The following is a 17371-nucleotide window of genomic DNA, read 5'->3' as shown; positions in this document are numbered from 1 at the left end:
GCACGCCGGACCGGGCGGGCGCCCCCGCCGCGTGGGGACCGAGGGGCGAGTCGCGGCGGGGTCACGATCCGGTTCCCCGCGGCCGGGCGGGGCGTGGCGAGGTTGCCGGGGGACGATGACGGGGGAGAGCATCCGCGACGCCCTACCGAGTGCCGAGGAGAGTCCACCGATGACGTCCAGTCAGCCGCCCCAGCAGCCCGGGGGCCCCGGGCAGCCGGGCCCGGGCGGTGCCCCGGGGTACGGGCAGCAGCCCCCGGCTCCCGGCGCGCCCCAGGAGCAGCCGCCGTACGACCCGGCCTCGTACGGGCAGCCCGCGTACGGCCAGCCCGCGTACGGCCAGCCCGCGTACGGCCAGCCCTCGTACGGCCAGCCCTCGTACGGCCAGCCCTCGTACGTCCCCCCGTCCCCGTACGGCCAGCAGCACCCCTACGGTCAGCAGGCGCCCTACGGTCAGCAGCCCCACGGCCAGCCGGCGCCGGGGCCCTACGGGCAGGGGCCGGCGTACGGCTCCCCGTCGCCCTACGGTCAGCAGCCCGGCGGCCCGCCGCCGTTCGGTCAGGCGCCCGGTCAGGGCCCCCGTCCGGCCGGGGCCGGGTTCGACCCCATGCGCCTCAAGATCGCCGACCTCGCCGTGGCGGCCGGGGCGCTGGCCTACCTCGTCCTCGCGCTCCTGCCGTGGATCGACCTCGGCGGCTACTACTTCTCCGACGAGTACGACGTGAACGGCTTCTCGTTCAGCGGGCTGGTCACCCTCGCCTTCGTCCTCCTCCTCGCCGCCGCCGCGTGGGCGCTGCTGCCGGCGGTCACCGACCTGCGGCTGGGCTTCCCGCGCAGCTGGATCACCGTCGGGCTCACCGGTCTCGCGTTCCTGCTCACGCTGATCGCCTGGATCCAGACGCTGTCCTGGGAGTTCAGCCTCGTCGGCCTGCTCGCCCTCCTCGTGGCCGCGGCCACGGCCGGCTTCGCCGTCCTGCGGCTGCTGCCCGAGCTGCGGAACCGGCCGGCACTGTCCGGCGGCCTGGCCGGCGCGGCGCAGTGGGCCAACCAGCAGGCGCCCGACCCCGGCCGGTCGGCGGGCTCCCCGGGCCGGCCAGCCGGCCCCGGCCCGTACGGGCAGTACGGCCAGCCGGCGCAGCCGTGGGGCCAGCCGCACCCGGGTCAGCCGCAGCCGGGGCAGTCCGGTCCCTACGGCCGGCCGGACCCGTACGGGCAGCCCGCCCCCCAGCACGGGCAGCCGCCGACCCCGCCGCCGGGCACCGACCCCGGCCGTCCGGGCGGTGCCACCGCCTCCGGCCAGGGCGGCAGCTGACCCGGGCGCACCCGTCCCACCGAGGGCCGGCGGCAGCTGCCGCCGGCCCTCGGCGTCGTCCGGGGCCGGTCCCGGCGCGTGCGGCGGACAGACGGCGGCCGGGCTTGCGACAGTGGGGACGTGGTCTCCCTGCTGACACGCCTGCCCCTGCCCGGGCAGCGGGGGCCCGGTGCCCGCGCGGCCGGGTACCCGGTGGCCCTCGCCGCCGCGGCCACGGCCGGGGTGACGCTGCTCGGGCTGGCCGGGCTGGGCCTGGCGCTGGTCGTCGTCCAGGCGCTCGACCCCACCGGGGGCCTGCCCGTCGGCGGCTCGGTCCGGGTGGCCGGTCAGCTGTGGCTGCTGGCCAACGGCGGCGGCCTGGAGCTGGCCTCCGGCCCGCTGGTCCTCGCCCCGCTGCTGCTGACCCTCGCCGTCGCGTTCGGGCTGGCCCGCGCCGGCCGGGGTGTGGCGCGGGCGGTCGAGCCGCCGGGGGCGGGCGCCGCGGGGGTGGTCGTGGCCGCCGCGGCCGCCGTCCACGTGCTGCTGGCCCTCCTGGTCGCGCTCGCCGTCGACGGGCCGGGGGCGCGCACCGACCTGCTGCGCTGCGCGGCCGGCGCCGCGGTCCTCGCCGGCCTCGCCGTCGGCTGGGGCGTGCTGCGCGAGAGCGGCCTGCTCGACGTCGTCCTCGACCGGCTGCCCGGGCCGGTGCGGCCGGCGCTGCCCGCGGTCCTCGCCGGGCTGCTGACCGCCGTCGGGCTGTGCTGCACGGTCGTCGCCGTCGCCCTGGCCGCCGACACCGCCGGGTACGCCGCTGTCGCCGGGGCCCTCGGCGGCTCGGGGGCCGGCGTCCTGGGCCTGCTCGCCCTCGGCGCGCTGCTGCTGCCCAACGCGGCCGCCGCCGCGCTCGGGATGGCGGCCGGCCCCGGCTTCGCCATCGGCTCGGCGACCGTGGTCTCGGTGCACGGCGTCAGCCTCGGCCCGGTGCCCGCGCTGCCGCTGCTGGCCGCGCTGCCCGACACCCAGGCGGTGCCGCTGGTGGCCTTCGCCTCCCAGGCCGTCCCCGCCGTGGCCGGGCTGGTCACCGGGACCGTGCTCGGCCGCCGGATGACCGACGACGACGGCGGCTCGGTGTCGGCCGGCCTGTGGGGCGTGCTCGCCGGGGTGCTGCTCGGCGTCGCCTCCGGTCTCGTCGTCGCGGTGGCCGGGGGCTCGCTGGGCGACGGCGCGCTCGCCGACGTGGGCGCCCCGCCGGTGGCCACCGCGCTCGCCGTCGCCGTCCAGGCCGGCATCGCCGCCGCCGTCGCCGCGGCCGTCGCCCGCTGGCGCGCCTTCGAGTGAGGACGGCCCCGTGCACTTCCGGGGAAGTGCACGCGTCCCGGCCGGGAACGGCCGCCAGGACGGTCCTCCTAGGATCAGCGACGTGCCGGCCGCCGTCCCTGCCGCGAGGGCGAGGCTCGTGGTGCTGCTGTCGGGCACCGGCTCGCTGTGCGCGGCGCTGCTGGACGCCGCCGACGACCCCGGCTACCCGGCGCAGGTGGTCGCCGTCGGCAGCGACCGCGACGCCGCCGGTCTGGCGCACGCCCGCCGCCGCGGCCTGCCGACGTTCACCGTGCGGCTGCGCGACTTCGCCGACCGGGCCGCGTGGGACGCCGCCCTCGCCGACGCCCTGGCCGCCCACCGCCCCGACTGGGTGGTCTCCGCCGGCTTCATGAGGATCGTCGGCCCCGCCGTCCTGGCCCGGTACGAGGGGCGGCTGCTCAACACCCACCCCGCGCTGCTGCCGGCCTTCCCCGGCGCGCACGCCGTCCGCGACGCGCTGTCGGCCGGCGTCGCGGTCACCGGCAGCACCGTGCACCTGGTCGACGCCGGCGTGGACACCGGCCCGGTGCTGGCCCAGCGGGAGGTCGCGGTGCTGCCCGGCGACGACGAGGACCGCCTGCACGAACGGATCAAGACCGTGGAGCGCACGCTCCTGGTGGAGACGGTGGCGCGACTCGTCACCGGGACGGAGGAGCCCCAGTGAGCGAGACCGACGACCGCGTCCCCGTCCGGCGCGCGCTGCTCGGCGTCTACGACAAGACCGGCATCGAGGAGCTCGCCCGCGGCCTGGCCGACGCCGGGGTGGAGCTGGTCAGCACCGGCGCGACCGCGCGGCGGATCGCCGCGGCCGGCGTCCCGGTGACCCCGGTCGAGGAGGTCACCGGCTTCCCCGAGTGCCTCGACGGGCGGGTGAAGACGCTGCACCCGGCGGTGCACGCCGGCATCCTCGCCGACCGGCGCCGGCCCGAGCACGTGCGGCAGCTCGACGAGCTGGGCATCGCGCCGTTCGACCTCGTGGTGGTCAACCTCTACCCGTTCACCGAGACGGTGGCCTCGGGTGCGACGCCCGACGAGTGCGTCGAGCAGATCGACATCGGCGGCCCGGCCATGGTGCGCGCGGCGGCGAAGAACCACCCGTCGGTCGCCGTCGTCGTCGACCCGGCCCGCTACGGCGACGTGCTCGAGGCGGTGGCGACCGGCGGTTTCTCCCTCGCCCAGCGGCAGCGGCTGGCCGCCGCCGCGTTCCGGCACACCGCGGGCTACGACATCGCCGTCGCCTCGTGGATGGGCAACGTGCTCGCCCCGGACGACGACGGCAGCGGCTTCCCCGGCTGGCTGGCCGCGTCGTGGGAGCGGGCCGACGTGCTGCGCTACGGCGAGAACCCGCACCAGCGGGCGGCGCTCTACCGCGGCGGGCAGCCCGGGCTGGCGCACGCCGAGCAGCTGCACGGCAAGCAGATGTCCTACAACAACTACGTCGACACCGACGCCGCCTGGCGGGCCGCGCACGACCACACCGACCCGTGCGTGGCGATCGTCAAGCACGCCAACCCGTGCGGCATCGCCGTCGGCACCGACGTCGCCGCCGCCCACCGCAAGGCGCACGCCTGCGACCCGGTGTCGGCGTTCGGCGGCGTGATCGCGGCCAACCGCGAGGTCGACCTGGCCATGGCCGAGCAGGTCGCCGGCGTGTTCACCGAGGTCGTCGTCGCGCCGTCGTTCACCGCCGACGCCGTCGAGGTGCTGACGGCGAAGAAGAACATCCGGCTGCTGCGACTGCCCGAGGCGCCGCAGCCGCCGGTGGAGACGCGGCCGGTCACCGGCGGGCTGCTCCTGCAGACCACCGACCGCATCGGCGGCGCCGGGGACGACCCCACGACGTGGACCCTGGCCACCGGCGAGCCGCTGGACCCCGCCGGCCTCGACGACCTGGTGTTCGCCTGGCGCAGCGTCCGCGCGGTGAAGAGCAACGCGATCCTGCTGGCCCACGACAAGGCCACCGTGGGCGTCGGCATGGGCCAGGTGAACCGGGTGGACTCCGCCCGGCTCGCCGTCGCGCGGGCGGGGGAGCGGGCCGCCGGGTCGGTGGCCGCCTCCGACGCGTTCTTCCCCTTCGCCGACGGCCTGCAGGTGCTGCTCGACGCCGGGGTGCGGGCGGTGGTGCAGCCGGGCGGGTCGGTGCGCGACGAGGAGGTCGTGGCGGCGGCGCGCGCGGCCGGCGTCCCGCTGTACCTCACCGGCACCCGCCACTTCGCGCATTGAGCGGCCGGCCCCACGTCCGCCCGCCGGAGGCGGGGGAGGAGCTCGTCGACGCCGACCTCGCCCGCGTCGACTGGTGGGGCGCCGAGCTCGACGGCGTCACCTTCACCCGCTGCCGGTTCGACGACGCCGACCTCACCGAGCTGGTCACCCGCCGCTGCGTGTTCGACTCCTGCGTGCTGACCGGCGTGCGGATGAGCGGTTCCCGCCACCGCGGCAGCGCGTTCCTGTCCTGCCGGCTCGACCGCGCCCGGCTCATCGACGTCGTCTGGGACGGCTGCAAGCTCACCGGCTCGCAGTTCCCCGGCGCCACGCTGCGGCCGCTGACCAGCACCGACTCCGACTGGAGCTGGACGTCGCTGCGCGGGGTGGACCTCTCCGGCAGCGACCTGTCCGGTCAGCGGTTCCGCGAGGCCGACCTCACCGACGCCGACCTGCGCGAGTGCGACCTCACCGGCGCCGATCTCGACCGCGCCCGCGTGCAGGGCACGAGGCTGCGCGGCACCGACCTGCGCGGCGCGGCCACCGAGGCCTGGCCGTGGCGGGCGGTCGACCTGACCGGCGTGCGGCTGGACCTGGTGCAGGCGGTGCAGGTCGCCGTCGCCCACGGGGCCCTCGTCGACGGCTGAACCCGGGCACTTCCGCGGAAGTACCCGGGTGGACCGTGCACTTCCGCGGAAGTGCCCGGATCAGCGGTACCGCGGCCCGGTGAGCATCGCCTTGAGGGCACCGAGCAGGCCGAGGACGCCGACGGCGCAGGCGAACCAGAACCCCAGCCGGAACGCCGACGGGTCCCACTCCTCCGACGCCAGCGGCACCAGCACCGCGGCGATCGCGAGCGCGCTGACGGCGAGGGCGAGCACGCCGAGGAAGCGGTGGGTGCGGGCCGGCAGCCACATCAGGATGCCCAGGACGAACAGCACTCCGCCGCCGAGGACCACCGCCAGCGGCTGCCAGAAGCCGGTGTCGACGAGCGTCGCGAACCCGGTGCCGAGGTCGTCGAAGCCGCGGCGCACGAGGTCCCAGCCGATGTCGTTGTCCGCGGTCAGCCAGCGCAGCGCCAGGCTGACGCCGGCGGCGATGCCGGCGAGGATGAGCAGCAGCCCGGCCAGCGAGGCGGGACCGCGGACCGCCACCGGCTTGGTGGTGTAACCCGGCTGCGTGGGCGGGGCCTGCCCCCAGCCCGGCGCGCCGTATCCACCGGGCGCGGCCGCCGAGGCGCCCGCCACCGCGGGGATCCCCGGCGTCGTCTGCTCGCGCCAGTCGTCCGTCCGCCCGACGGGCACGGCGCGGGTGGACGGGTCGCGCTCGGTCATCTGCACTCCAGACGGTCGGCCGTGGGGGCTCCTCGGCCGCAGCGTAGGGCCGGCGGGGTCCCCCGGGCGATGCACCGTCGACAATGCCTCCGGCACACTGTCCGGGTGCCCGCGACGATCCTCGACGGCAAGGCGACGGCAGCCACGATCCGCCAGGAGCTCACCGCCCGGGTCGCGGCCCTGACGGCCGCCGGGCACCCGCCGGGCCTGGGCACGCTGCTGGTCGGCGACGACCCGGGCAGCCGCTGGTACGTCAACGCCAAGCACTCCGACTGCGCCCAGGTCGGCATCGCCAGCATCCAGCGGGAGCTGCCGGCGACCGCCACGCTCGCCGACGTGCTGGCCGTCGTCGAGGAGCTCAACGCCGACCCCGCCTGCACCGGGTACATCGTCCAGCTGCCGCTGCCGCGACAGGTCGACGAGTACGCCGTCCTCGAGGCGATGGACCCCGCCAAGGACGCCGACGGCCTGCACCCGGTCAACCTGGGCCGGCTGGTCCTCAACGTGCCCGGCGCGCTGCCGTGCACGCCGGTCGGCATCGTCGAGCTGCTGCGCCGCTACGACGTCCCGATCGCCGGCGCCGAGGTCGTCGTCGTCGGCCGGGGGATCACCGTCGGCCGCCCGCTGGGGCTGCTGCTGACCCGCCGCAGCGAGAACGCCACGGTGACCCTCTGCCACACCGGCACCCGCGACCTCGCCGGTCACCTGCGCCGCGCCGACGTCGTCGTCGCCGCGGCCGGCGTGCCGGGGCTGGTCACCGCCGACGTCGTCAGGCCCGGCGCCGCGGTGCTCGACGTCGGCGTCAGCCGGGTGGACGGCAAGATCGCCGGTGACGTCGCGAAGGACGTCGTCGACGTGGCCGGGCACGTGGCCCCCAACCCGGGCGGGGTCGGGCCGATGACCCGGGCGATGCTGCTGCAGAACGTGGTGCTGGCCGCCGAGCGGGCCGCCGCGGCGGAGGCCCTCACGGCCTGATGACCCGCCCCCCGCTCTACACCCGCCGGCCCTTCCTCGCCGGCCTGCTGCGCCAGCTGCCGCTGTTCGCGGTGCTGGTGGTGGTCGCGGTGGGCCTCGGGATGGTGGCGCTGGAGCACTGGCGGCGGGGGCTGCTGGTCGTCGGGCTGGCCCTCGTCGGGGGCGGCGTGCTGCGGCTGGTGCTGCCCGTCCGCCGGGTGGGCTTCCTCGCGGTGCGCAGCCGGCCGGTCGACGTCGTCCTCATGGCCGGTGCCGGGGCCGCGGTGGCGGTGCTGAGCATCGTGGTCCCGGACAGCTGAGCACCCGGCCCGCGGGCGCGGGGACCGGGGCGCCGGTCTAGGTTGACGGCCATGGCAGAGCAGCCCAGGAACGGCAAGGTCACCGTCGTCGGTGCCGGCTTCTACGGCTCCACCACCGCCCTGCGACTGGCGGAGTACGACGTCTTCGAGACCGTCGCGCTCACCGACATCGTGGAGGGCAAGCCCGAGGGCATCGCCCTCGACATCAACCAGTCACGTCCCATCGAGGGCTTCGAGACGCGGCTCGTCGGCGTCGGCGGGGGCTCCTACGAGGGCACCGAGGGCTCCGACGTCGTGGTGATCACGGCCGGCCTGCCGCGCAAGCCCGGCATGAGCCGCATGGACCTCATCGAGACCAACGCCAAGATCGTCCGGCAGGTGGCCGAGAACGTCGCGCAGAGCTCCCCGGACGCCGTCGTCATCGTGGTGTCCAACCCGCTCGACGAGATGACCGCCCTCGCGCAGCTCGCCACCGGCTTCCCGAAGGAGCGGGTCATGGGCCAGGCCGGGATGCTCGACACCGCCCGGTTCAGCAACAACGTCGCCGAGGAGCTCGGCGTCCCCGTCTCCTCGGTGCGGACGCTGACCCTCGGCTCGCACGGCGACACGATGGTGCCGGTGCCCTCGCGCTGCACCGTCGACGGCAAGCCGCTGGCCGACGTGCTGGCCGCCGACCGGATCGAGCACCTGGTGCAGCGCACCCGCAACGGCGGGGCCGAGGTCGTGGCCCTGCTCAAGACCGGGTCGGCCTACTACGCCCCGTCGGCGGCCGCGGCGCGCATGGCCCGCGCCGTCATGGAGGACTCCGGCGCGGTCATGCCGGTGTGCGCCTGGGTCGACGGCGAGTACGGCATCTCCGGCGTCTACCTCGGCGTGGAGGCCGAGATCGGGCGCCAGGGTGTGCGCCGGGTCGTCGAGGGGGACCTGACCGAGAGCGAGCTGGCCGGCCTGCGCGAGGCGGCCGAGGCCGTGCGCGCCAAGCAGGCCGACGTCGCCGAGCTGTGAGCGGCGCCGGCCGTCCGACTTCCGGCCCGACGGGCCGGAGCTGCAAGAGAGGGAATGTCTGACGTGAGCAAGATCAAGGTCGAGGGCACCGTCGTCGAGCTCGACGGCGACGAGATGACCCGGATCATCTGGCAGTTCATCAAGGACCAGCTGATCCTGCCGTACCTCGACGTCAACCTGGAGTACTACGACCTGGGCATCGAGCACCGCGACGCCACCGACGACCAGGTCACCGTCGACTCCGCCAACGCGATCAAGAAGTACGGCGTGGGCGTCAAGTGCGCCACCATCACCCCGGACGAGGCGCGGGTCGAGGAGTTCGGCCTCAAGAAGATGTGGCGGTCCCCGAACGGGACGATCCGCAACATCCTCGGCGGCGTCATCTTCCGCGAGCCGATCATCATGCAGAACGTGCCGCGACTGGTGCCGGGCTGGACCAAGCCGATCATCGTCGGCCGTCACGCCTTCGGTGACCAGTACCGCGCCACCGACTTCCGCTTCCCCGGCGAGGGCACCCTGACGGTGACCTTCACGCCGAAGGACGGCTCCGCGCCGATCGAGCACGAGGTCTTCCAGGCGCCGGGTGCCGGCGTCGCGCTGGCGATGTACAACCTCGACGAGTCGATCCGCGACTTCGCCCGGGCCTCGATGAACTACGGCCTGCAGCGCGGCTACCCGGTGTACCTGTCGACGAAGAACACGATCCTCAAGGCCTACGACGGCCGCTTCAAGGACATCTTCGCCGAGGTCTTCGAGGCCGAGTTCAAGGACCGGTTCGAGCAGGCCGGGATCACCTACGAGCACCGGCTCATCGACGACATGGTCGCCGCGTCCCTCAAGTGGGAGGGCGGCTACGTCTGGGCGTGCAAGAACTACGACGGCGACGTCCAGTCCGACACCGTGGCCCAGGGCTTCGGCTCGCTCGGCCTCATGACGTCGGTGCTGATGACCCCCGACGGCCGCACCGTCGAGGCCGAGGCCGCCCACGGCACGGTGACCCGGCACTACCGCCAGCACCAGCAGGGCAAGGAGACCTCGACCAACCCGATCGCGTCGATCTTCGCCTGGACCCGGGGCCTGGCCCACCGCGGCAAGCTCGACGAGACCCCCGAGGTCACCCGGTTCGCCGAGACCCTCGAGAAGGTCTGCATCGACACCGTCGAGGGCGGTCAGATGACCAAGGACCTCGCGCTGCTGATCAGCAAGGACCAGCCGTGGCTGACCACCCAGGACTTCCTGGCGGCCATCGACACCAACCTGCAGAAGGCCATGGCCTGACGCTTCGTCCCACGGCGGCCCCCTCACCCTCGCGGTGAGGGGGCCGCCGCGCGTCCGGGGGCGGCCGACGTCGCGCCGCAACGACCCCGGTGACCACCTCGGGCAGCGGGGCCTCCTGGCCGTCGACGGCCCGCCGGAACCGAGGTGATCACGCCTGTGGACAGCCGCAGCAGCAGGCCGCCGAGGAGGGCAGGCTCCACCGGTGCCCGTCGCGCCCCGTCGTCCCCCGGTGCTCCACGGGCGGGTGTTCCGCGGCACGTGGGCGGTGGGGACAGGGGTCCTCACGAAGGACGAGCTGCGCAGCACCGCCTGGCGCCGGCTGCGCCGGGACGTCTACGCAGATGCGGCACTGCCCGTCGACCACCGGTTGATGGCCCGGGGCGTGGCTCTGGTGATGCCGCGCGCGGCCGCGCTGGGCGGTCTCACCGCGGCGGTGCTCTGGGGCGCGGGCGCACTCGCGACGGCGGAGGACCCGGTCGAGGTGGTGGTGCCCCCGGGGACGCGGTGGAGCCCGGGTCCCGGTGTGGTCGTGCGCAGCGCCGGCCTGGGCGGGGACGTCGTCCGGCGTGGGCCGTGGCTGCGGTGGACCGACCGCGTCCGGACGGCGGTCGACCTCGTCCGTCGGGACGGGACCGACGAGGCCGTCGTCCTGCTCGACCAGCTCGTCTGCGCGTGGGTGGTGGACCTCGCTGCCGTGCGAGTTGCGGTGCAGGCGCTACCCCGGTGCCGCGGCAGCGCACGTGCCCGCCGGGCCGCCGGGCTGGCCGACGGGCTCGCCGAGTCGCCGCAGGAGACCCGGCTGAGGCTGCTCCTGCACCGGTCGGGTCTGCCGCTGCCGGTGGCGCAGTACGAGGTCCGGTCCGGCGGGCGCTTCGTCGCGCGGGTGGACTTCGCCTGGCCGGAGCGTCGGCTCGCGCTGGAGTACGACGGGGCCTGGCACGGTGCTCCCGACCAGCTCCCCCGGGACCGGCGCCGTCTCAACGGCCTCATGGCCGCCGGCTGGCGGGCGCACTTCGTGACCAGGGGCGACCTCCGCCGCCCCGGCGTCCTGCTCGCGGACCTGGCTCGCGCACTGGATCGGTGATCACCTCGTCCTGGACGGGGTCACCGGGCCTCTGTGGCACCTCGGAACCCGAGGTGATCACCGAGACTGAGTGGTCAGGCGCCGAAGAGCTGGGTCCACCACGGGCCGCCGGGACCGTCCGCGACACCCACGCCGAGCGTGGACAGCGAGCAGTCCAGGATGTTCGCCCGGTGCCCGGGGCTGTTCATCCAGGCGTCCATGACGGCGGCGGGGTCGGGCTGGCCGTAGGCGATGTTCTCCGCCCGCGCGTAGGTGATCCCGGCCGCCTCGGCCCGGTCGAAGGGGGAGAGCCCCTCGGGCGTGGTGTGCGAGAAGTAGTCGCGGTCGCGCATGTCGGCGCTGTGCGCCCGGGCCACCCCGGCCAGCGCCGCGTCGGCGGTCACGGCCCCGCAGCCGGCCGCCGCACGGGCCTGGTTCACCAGCTCCAGCACCGCGGCCTCCGGCCCCGACGCGGCCGGGGCAGGAGCGGAGCGGGCGGCGGACGGCGCCTGGGTGGTGGTCTGCGCGGACGACGGCGACCCCGCGGCCGACGACCCGGCCGACGACGCCGCGGCGGACGAGGGCCCACCGGACGACGACCCCGCGGACGACGACCCAGCGGAGGACGGGCTGTCCGCGGACGACTCCGCCGTGGAGGAGCCGCCCGCGGTGGACGAGCCCGCGGTGGACGAGCCCGCGGTGGGCGAGCTCGCGGTGGACGAACCCGCCGCGGACGAGCCGCCAGTCGCCGAGCTCTCGGTGGCCGAGCTCTCCGTCGCGGCATCCTCCGTCGCGGCGTCCTCCGTCGTGGCGCCGGCGGCCGGGGACCCCTCCGGCGACGGCGCACCCGGCGCCGTCCCGTCGGCCGGAGCCTGCGGTGACGCACCGGTCGAGGGCCCGCTCCCGGTGGTCTCCGGGGCACCGGGCACCACCGGCTCACCGTCGACGCCCATCGTCACCACGCCGGTGCGCGGACCGGCCTCACCGGCCGCCGACGTCACCCCGGACTCGGCGGTCGACAGCGCACCCCGGCCGGCCGCCATCAGCGGGACGGCGAGCACGATGCCCCCGACGACCGCGGCGACCAGCAGGACCGGCAGCACCCGGCGGCCGAGCAGGACCCGCAGCAGGGGTGGCAGCGTCCGTCGCCGGGCGGCGGAACGGGCGGACGGCGGCGGGGAAGACCGGCGATGGCGCACGGGGGAGTTACCTCACGAAGTCGACATGTCGCTATCTGTGACTTCGGCGAGAGTAGCCGTAGCCGAGCGCCGCCCGACAGGGTGACGTGGCGGAGGTCACACCCGTCCCTCCCGTGTCACCCGGCGACGGCTCCAGGCGCGTCGCCGGGGAGCATGGGCACGCCCGCCCACCCGAGACGCGAGGAGCCCCGCGGTGAGCGACGTCTGGTTCAACGTCGTGATGGTCGTCGTCTTCGTCCTGGTCGGCGGCTTCTTCGCCGGCGCCGAGATCGCCCTGGTCTCCCTGCGGGAGTCGCAGGTGCGCGCACTGGCCGAGGCCGGCCGCCGCGGCCGGGCGGTGCAGCGGCTGCTCAGTGACCCCAACCGGTTCCTCTCCGCCGTCCAGGTCGGCGTCACGCTGGCGGGCTTCTTCTCCGCGGCGTTCGGCGCCAGCACGCTGTCCCAGCCGCTGGCGGAGTGGCTGACGGGGCTGGGCGTGCGCGCCGGGCTGGCCGACCCGCTCGCCTTCGTGGTGGTCACGATCCTCATCAGCTACCTGTCGCTGGTGGTGGGGGAGCTGACCCCCAAGCGGCTGGCGCTGCAGCGCGCCGAGGGCTTCGCGCTGCTGGTGGCCCGGCCGCTGAACACCATCGCGCGGCTGTCGCGCCCGGTCATCTGGCTGCTGTCGGCCTCGACCAACGTCCTCGTGCGGCTGCTCGGCGGCGACCCCAAGGCCAGCGGGGAGGCGATCAGCCAGGAGGAGCTGCGCGACCTCGTCGCCGCCCACGAGTCGCTCTCCAGCGACGAGCGCAAGCTCATCGACGAGGTCTTCCGCGCCGGCGACCGGGAGGTCCGCGAGGTGATGACCCCGCGCACCGAGGTCGAGTTCCTCGACGCCTCGACCACGGTGAGCCGCGCCGCCCGGCAGGTCGCCGAGTCCGGCTGGTCGCGCTACCCGGTCACCGGCCGGGACCAGGACGACGTCGTCGGGTTCGTGCACGTGCGCGACCTGCTGCTGCCCTCCCACCCCGCCGGCCGGGCGGCCACCGTGGGCGACCTGGCCCGCGAGGTCAAGCGGCTGCCGGGGACCGCGGGCGTGCTCACCGCCCTGTCGGAGATGCGCCGGGAGAACCAGCACCTCGCGATCGTCGTCGACGAGTACGGCGGCACCGACGGCATCGTCAGCCTCGAGGACCTCATCGAGGAGGTCATCGGCGAGATCTACGACGAGTACGACGACGAGGTCGCACCCGAGGGGGAGGAGCGGACCGACGGCCCGCACGAGGTCGACGGGCTGCTCAACCTCGAGGACTTCGCCGAGGCCACCGGGCTGCGGCTGCCCGAGGGGCCCTACGAGACGGTCGCCGGGTTCGTGCTCGCCGAGCTCGGCCGGATCCCCGAGGTCGGCGCGACCGTGGCGGCCGAGGGCCGCACGCTGACCGTCACCGAGCTCGACGGACGGCGGATCGCGCGCCTGTCGGTCAGCCGCGCCCCCGACGCCGCCCCGGCCGGCGACGTCGAGGCATAGGAAGCGATCCCCCCGTCCGCGGCCCCGCGAACGGGGGGATCGCTTCCTATGCCTCGTTGCGGGCCTGCGCGACCTCCCAGGCGTCGCGCACGATGCCGGTCAGGTCGGGGTGGCGCGGCGTCCAGCCCAGGTCGGCGCGGATGCGGTCGCTGGAGGCCACCAGCTGCGCCGGGTCACCGGCCCGCCGCGCCCCGACCTCCACCGGCACGGGGTGCCCGGTGACCTCGCGGACGGCGTCGACCACCTGCTGCACCGAGAAGCCGGTGCCGTTGCCCAGGTTGTAGACCCGGTGCTCGCCCGGCTCCGGCGCGGTCAGCGCCAGCAGGTGCGCGTCGGCGAGGTCGGAGACGTGGATGTAGTCGCGGATGCAGGTGCCGTCCGGCGTCGGGTAGTCCTCGCCGTAGATCGTCATCGACTCGCGCCGGCCGGCCGCCACCTGCAGCGCGATCGGGATGAGGTGGGTCTCGGTGGTGTGCCGCTCACCCAGGCCGTACGCGGCGCCGGCCACGTTGAAGTACCGCAGGCTGACCGCGGCGAAGTCGTACGCGGTGGCGTAGGAGGTGAGCATCGCGTCGACGGCGAGCTTCGTGGCGCCGTAGGTGTTGGTCGGCCGGGTGGGCGCGTCCTCGGGGATCGGCACCCGGTCGGGCTCGCCGTAGGTGGCCGCGGTGGAGGAGAACACGATCCGCCGGCAGTCGACCGCCCGCATCGCCTCCAGCAGCGCCAGCGACCCGCCGACGTTGTGCTCCCAGTAGATCTCCGGCCGCACCTGCGACTCGCCGACCAGGCTCTTCGCCGCGAAGTGCAGCACCGCCTCGGGGCGCACGTCGGCCAGCACCGGGGCGGAGTCCTGCAGGGTCGCCTGCACGAACCGGGCGCCCTCGGGGACGGCGTCGGCGTGCCCGGTGGACAGGTCGTCGAGCACCGTGACCTCGTGGCCGCCCGCGAGGAGGGCGGCGGTGACTACGCTGCCGATGTAGCCGGCCCCACCGGCGACGAGAACGCGCATGGGGCCACCCTAGGAGCCCGCGCCCGGGAGCACCGGGCGCGCCGGAGGACTGACCCGTGGTGAGTGCACGTCCGGCCGTCCAGGCACTGCCGGCCTACAAGCCGGGACGCAACCCCGCCGACCTGGCGCGGGAGCTCGGTGTCGACCGTGCCGTCAAGCTGGCCAGCAACGAGGTCCCGTTCCCGCCGCTGCCCGCCGTCGTCCAGGCCCTCGCGACGACGGCGGCCGAGACCCACCGCTACCCCGACAACGGCGCCGCGGTGCTCACCGCCGCGCTGTCGGAGCACTACGGCGTCGACCCCGCCCAGGTCGTCCCCGGCTGCGGGGCGGTGATGCTCTGCCAGCAGCTGGCCCAGTCGTTCAACGACCCCGGGACGGCGATCGCCTTCGCCTGGCGCTCGTTCGAGATGTACCCGCTGCTCGCCCAGGTGGCCGGGGCGCGCAGCACCCAGGTGCCGCTGGTGCCCTCGCGGCCCGGCGGCTCCGCCGACACCCACGACCTCGACGGCCTGGCCGCCGCGGTCGACGAGGACACCCGGCTGCTGTTCGTGTGCAACCCGAACAACCCCACCGGGACGGCGGTGCGCCGCGCGGCGCTCGAGCGCCTCCTCGACCGGGTGCCGGAGTCGGTGCTGGTCGTGCTCGACGAGGCCTACCGCGAGTTCGTCACCGACCCCGACGTCCCCGACGGGCTGGAGCTGATGCGCGGCCGGCCGAACGTGGCCGTGCTGCGGACCTTCTCCAAGGCGTGGGGCCTGGCCGGCCTGCGGGTCGGCTACCTCGTCGCCGAGGACCCCGCCGTCGCCGACGCCGTCCGCCGCACCCACGTGCCCTTCAGCGTCTCCACGATGGCGCAGGCGGCCGCCGTCGCGGCGCTGCAGAGCCGCGACGAGGTCGCCCGCCGGGTGGCCGCCGTCGTCGCCGAGCGCGACCGGCTGACCGCCGCGCTGCGCGACCGGGGGCTGGAGGTCCCCGACAGCCAGGCCAACTTCGTGTGGCTGCCGCTGGGGGAGCCGACCGCCGGGGTGGCCCGCGCGCTGGAGGGCCGCGGGGTCATCACCCGGCCCTTCGCCGGCGAGGGCCTGCGGGTCACCGTCGGCACGCCCGAGGAGGACGACGTGTTCCTCGCCGCGCTCGACGAGGTCCTGCCCGGCGTGTCCGCCCCGGCCGGCGACGACGTGCGCAGCGGCGCGCCGGTCGGCTGAGCCGCGGCTGGTTTGATGGCCGTCGTGCCGCAGCACCTCACGTCCCCGCCCCGGGTCCTCTCCGGCATCCAGCCGACAGCGGGCTCCTTCCACCTCGGCAACTACCTCGGCGCGCTGCGGCAGTGGGTCGCGCTGCAGGACACCGCCGAGGCGTTCTACTGCGTCGTCGACCTGCACGCGATCACCATGGACTGGGACCCCGAGGAGCTGCGGCGCAACAGCCTGGTCTCGGCCGCCCAGCTGCTGGCCCTCGGCGTCGACCCGCAGCGCAGCACGCTGTTCGTGCAGAGCCACGTCCCCGAGCACGTGCAGCTGTCGTGGGTGCTCGAGTGCGTGGCCCGCTTCGGCGAGGCCAGCCGGATGACGCAGTTCAAGGACAAGAGCCAGCGCGAGGGCACGGCCGGCTCCTCGGTCGGGCTGTTCACCTACCCGGTCCTGCAGGCCGCCGACATCCTCGTCTACCAGGCCGACGAGGTCCCGGTGGGCGAGGACCAGCGCCAGCACCTCGAGCTCACCCGCGACCTCGCCACCCGCTTCAACGGCCGCTTCGGCCAGACGTTCACCGTGCCCGCCGCGCGCATCCCGCAGGGTGCGGCGAAGATCCTCGACCTGCAGTCGCCGGAGAAGAAGATGAGCAAGAGCCTGCCGCCGGCCGGCTGCGTCTTCCTGCTGGACGACCCGAAGGTGACGGCGAAGAAGATCCGCTCGGCGGTCACCGACACCGGCCGCGAGGTGGTCGCCGACCCGGTGGCCAAGCCCGGGGTCACCAACCTGCTGGCCATCCACAGTGCGCTGTCGGGCACCCCGGTCGCCGAGCTGGAGGAGCACTTCGCCGGCCGCGGCTACGGCGACCTGAAGAAGGAGCTCGCCGAGGTCGTCACCGACTTCGTCGTCCCGGTGCGCGCCCGCACCCAGGAGCTGCTCGACGACCGCGCCGAGCTCGAGCGGCTGCTCGCCGCCGGCGCGGCCCGCGCCCGGGAGGTCGCCGCGCAGACGGTGCGCACCGTCTACGGCAAGGTCGGCTTCCTGCCACCGGCGGGAGCGGTGTCGTGAACGACGACACCTTCGTCCCGCGCAGCCGGACGGTGCCGCCGCGGTCGGCCGTCGTCGGCGTGCTGGTGCCCGTCCCCGAGCCGTGGGGGCAGCTGCTGGTCGACTGGCGGACGAAGGTCGGCGACGCCCAGGCCACGATGGTGCCGCCGCACGTGACGCTGCTGCCGCCCACCGAGGTGTCCTGGACCGACCGCCCGGCGATCAGCGAGCACCTGGCGCGGGTGGCCGCCGCCCACCCGCCGTTCGACATGCACCTGTCGGGCACCGGCACGTTCACCCCGGTCAGCGACGTCGTCTTCGTCGCCGTCGCCAAGGGCATCGGCAACTGCGAGCTGCTGGCCTCCGACGTGCGCAGCGGGCCGCTGGCCCGGACCCTGTCCTTCCCCTACCACCCGCACGTCACCGTGGCCCACGACGTCCCGCAGGACATGCTCGACCTCGCCTACTCCGGCCTGGCCGACCTCTACGCCGAGTTCCGCGTCGGCTCGTTCACCGAGTTCGAGCAGACGGAGGCCGGCACCTGGACCGTCGCCCGCGAGTACCCGCTCACCGGCCGGCCCTACCGCTCCTGACCCTGCGGCCGGCGGGGCCGCGG

At 75.4% G+C, this 17371-nt stretch carries 17 protein-coding genes; 14 read left to right on the top strand and 3 right to left on the bottom strand.

Annotated features, from left to right (window positions below):
* Nucleotides 1-169: 169 nt before the first annotated feature.
* The 5 genes from ACI780_RS22240 (at nt 170) to ACI780_RS22220 (ending at nt 5496) form a co-directional block, all read left to right on the top strand.
* Nucleotides 170-1309 carry a hypothetical protein gene (locus tag ACI780_RS22240; protein ID WP_457005816.1) on the top strand — a complete coding sequence of 380 codons (1140 nt, stop codon included), beginning with the start codon at nt 170-172 and terminating at the stop codon, nt 1307-1309.
* A 120-nt stretch (nt 1310-1429) separates the two neighbouring features.
* Nucleotides 1430-2626: a cell division protein PerM gene (locus ACI780_RS22235; protein WP_457005815.1), complete on the top strand. Its 1197-nt coding sequence runs from the start codon at nt 1430-1432 to the stop codon at nt 2624-2626.
* Between the two features lie 82 nt (nt 2627-2708).
* Nucleotides 2709-3311 (top strand): phosphoribosylglycinamide formyltransferase, encoded by a 603-nt coding sequence (purN, locus tag ACI780_RS22230; protein WP_456871091.1) that lies wholly within the window; start codon nt 2709-2711, stop codon nt 3309-3311.
* Nucleotides 3308-4870: a bifunctional phosphoribosylaminoimidazolecarboxamide formyltransferase/IMP cyclohydrolase gene (purH, locus tag ACI780_RS22225; RefSeq protein WP_456871090.1), complete on the top strand. Its 1563-nt coding sequence runs from the start codon at nt 3308-3310 to the stop codon at nt 4868-4870. Before purN ends, purH begins: the two co-directional genes overlap by 4 nt.
* Complete coding sequence (locus tag ACI780_RS22220; RefSeq protein WP_456871089.1) at nt 4867-5496, top strand: pentapeptide repeat-containing protein; 630 nt, start codon at nt 4867-4869, stop codon at nt 5494-5496. Before purH ends, ACI780_RS22220 begins: the two co-directional genes overlap by 4 nt.
* A gap of 60 nt (nt 5497-5556) precedes the next feature.
* Here ACI780_RS22220 and ACI780_RS22215 read toward each other — a convergent pair whose 3' ends face one another.
* Complete coding sequence (locus ACI780_RS22215; RefSeq protein WP_456871088.1) at nt 5557-6183, bottom strand: hypothetical protein; 627 nt, start codon at nt 6181-6183, stop codon at nt 5557-5559.
* Between the two features lie 105 nt (nt 6184-6288).
* Here ACI780_RS22215 and ACI780_RS22210 point away from each other — a divergent pair, with 105 nt between their 5' ends.
* The 5 genes from ACI780_RS22210 to ACI780_RS22190 all read left to right on the top strand — a co-directional run bounded on the left by ACI780_RS22210 (nt 6289) and on the right by ACI780_RS22190 (nt 10824).
* Entirely contained in the window at nt 6289-7158 is an 870-nt protein-coding gene (locus tag ACI780_RS22210) for a bifunctional methylenetetrahydrofolate dehydrogenase/methenyltetrahydrofolate cyclohydrolase (RefSeq protein ID WP_456871087.1), read from the top strand.
* Nucleotides 7158-7457, top strand: a complete 300-nt coding sequence (locus ACI780_RS22205) for a DUF3017 domain-containing protein (protein WP_456871086.1) — start codon at nt 7158-7160, stop codon at nt 7455-7457. The genes ACI780_RS22210 and ACI780_RS22205 overlap by 1 nt, the downstream gene beginning before the upstream one ends.
* Before the next feature lie 51 nt (nt 7458-7508).
* Nucleotides 7509-8462, top strand: coding sequence for a malate dehydrogenase (mdh, locus tag ACI780_RS22200; protein ID WP_457005814.1), 954 nt, complete (start codon nt 7509-7511; stop codon nt 8460-8462).
* 54 nt (nt 8463-8516) lie between these two features.
* Nucleotides 8517-9740 carry an NADP-dependent isocitrate dehydrogenase gene (locus ACI780_RS22195; RefSeq protein ID WP_457005813.1) on the top strand — a complete coding sequence of 408 codons (1224 nt, stop codon included), beginning with the start codon at nt 8517-8519 and terminating at the stop codon, nt 9738-9740.
* A gap of 202 nt (nt 9741-9942) precedes the next feature.
* Entirely contained in the window at nt 9943-10824 is an 882-nt protein-coding gene (locus ACI780_RS22190; protein WP_457005812.1) for an endonuclease domain-containing protein, read from the top strand.
* A gap of 74 nt (nt 10825-10898) precedes the next feature.
* Here the strand turns inward: ACI780_RS22190 and ACI780_RS22185 are convergent, their stop codons facing one another.
* Complete coding sequence (locus ACI780_RS22185) at nt 10899-12002, bottom strand: CAP domain-containing protein (protein ID WP_457005811.1); 1104 nt, start codon at nt 12000-12002, stop codon at nt 10899-10901.
* A 193-nt stretch (nt 12003-12195) separates the two neighbouring features.
* Here ACI780_RS22185 and ACI780_RS22180 point away from each other — a divergent pair, with 193 nt between their 5' ends.
* Entirely contained in the window at nt 12196-13509 is a 1314-nt protein-coding gene (locus tag ACI780_RS22180) for a hemolysin family protein (protein ID WP_457005810.1), read from the top strand.
* A 46-nt stretch (nt 13510-13555) separates the two neighbouring features.
* On the opposite strand, the gene galE is transcribed toward ACI780_RS22180, so the two are convergent.
* On the bottom strand, nt 13556-14518 hold the full coding sequence (galE, locus tag ACI780_RS22175; protein ID WP_456871081.1) for a UDP-glucose 4-epimerase GalE: 963 nt from the start codon (nt 14516-14518) through the stop codon (nt 13556-13558).
* Between the two features lie 59 nt (nt 14519-14577).
* Here galE and hisC point away from each other — a divergent pair, with 59 nt between their 5' ends.
* The 3 genes from hisC to ACI780_RS22160 are packed head-to-tail and all read left to right on the top strand — an operon-like array spanning nt 14578 to nt 17348.
* Nucleotides 14578-15723, top strand: a complete 1146-nt coding sequence (gene hisC, locus ACI780_RS22170; RefSeq protein ID WP_457005809.1) for a histidinol-phosphate transaminase — start codon at nt 14578-14580, stop codon at nt 15721-15723.
* Between the two features lie 24 nt (nt 15724-15747).
* Entirely contained in the window at nt 15748-16776 is a 1029-nt protein-coding gene (gene trpS, locus ACI780_RS22165; RefSeq protein WP_456871079.1) for a tryptophan--tRNA ligase, read from the top strand.
* The gene (locus ACI780_RS22160) at nt 16773-17348 is read left to right on the top strand and encodes a 2'-5' RNA ligase family protein (RefSeq protein WP_456871078.1); all 576 of its coding nucleotides are present in this window, start codon (nt 16773-16775) and stop codon (nt 17346-17348) included. The genes trpS and ACI780_RS22160 overlap by 4 nt, the downstream gene beginning before the upstream one ends.
* Nucleotides 17349-17371: the final 23 nt, after the last annotated feature.

It is taken from the genome of Geodermatophilus sp. SYSU D00814, from assembly GCF_054050055.1.
The sequence above is the reverse complement of the archived record's forward strand: the minus strand, read 5'-3'. Positions and strand labels throughout refer to the sequence as shown.

Bases quoted from the DNA above. Each gene is read 5' to 3' on its own strand.
- ACI780_RS22240 (WP_457005816.1), top strand. From the start codon at position 170: ATGACGTCCAGTCAGCCGCCCCAGCAGCCCGGGGGCCCCGGGCAGCCG.
- ACI780_RS22215 (WP_456871088.1), bottom strand. From the start codon at position 6,183: ATGACCGAGCGCGACCCGTCCACCCGCGCCGTGCCCGTCGGGCGGACG.
- ACI780_RS22205 (WP_456871086.1), top strand. From the start codon at position 7,158: ATGACCCGCCCCCCGCTCTACACCCGCCGGCCCTTCCTCGCCGGCCTG.
- mdh (WP_457005814.1), top strand. From the start codon at position 7,509: ATGGCAGAGCAGCCCAGGAACGGCAAGGTCACCGTCGTCGGTGCCGGC.
- ACI780_RS22195 (WP_457005813.1), top strand. From the start codon at position 8,517: ATGTCTGACGTGAGCAAGATCAAGGTCGAGGGCACCGTCGTCGAGCTC.
- galE (WP_456871081.1), bottom strand. From the start codon at position 14,518: ATGCGCGTTCTCGTCGCCGGTGGGGCCGGCTACATCGGCAGCGTAGTC.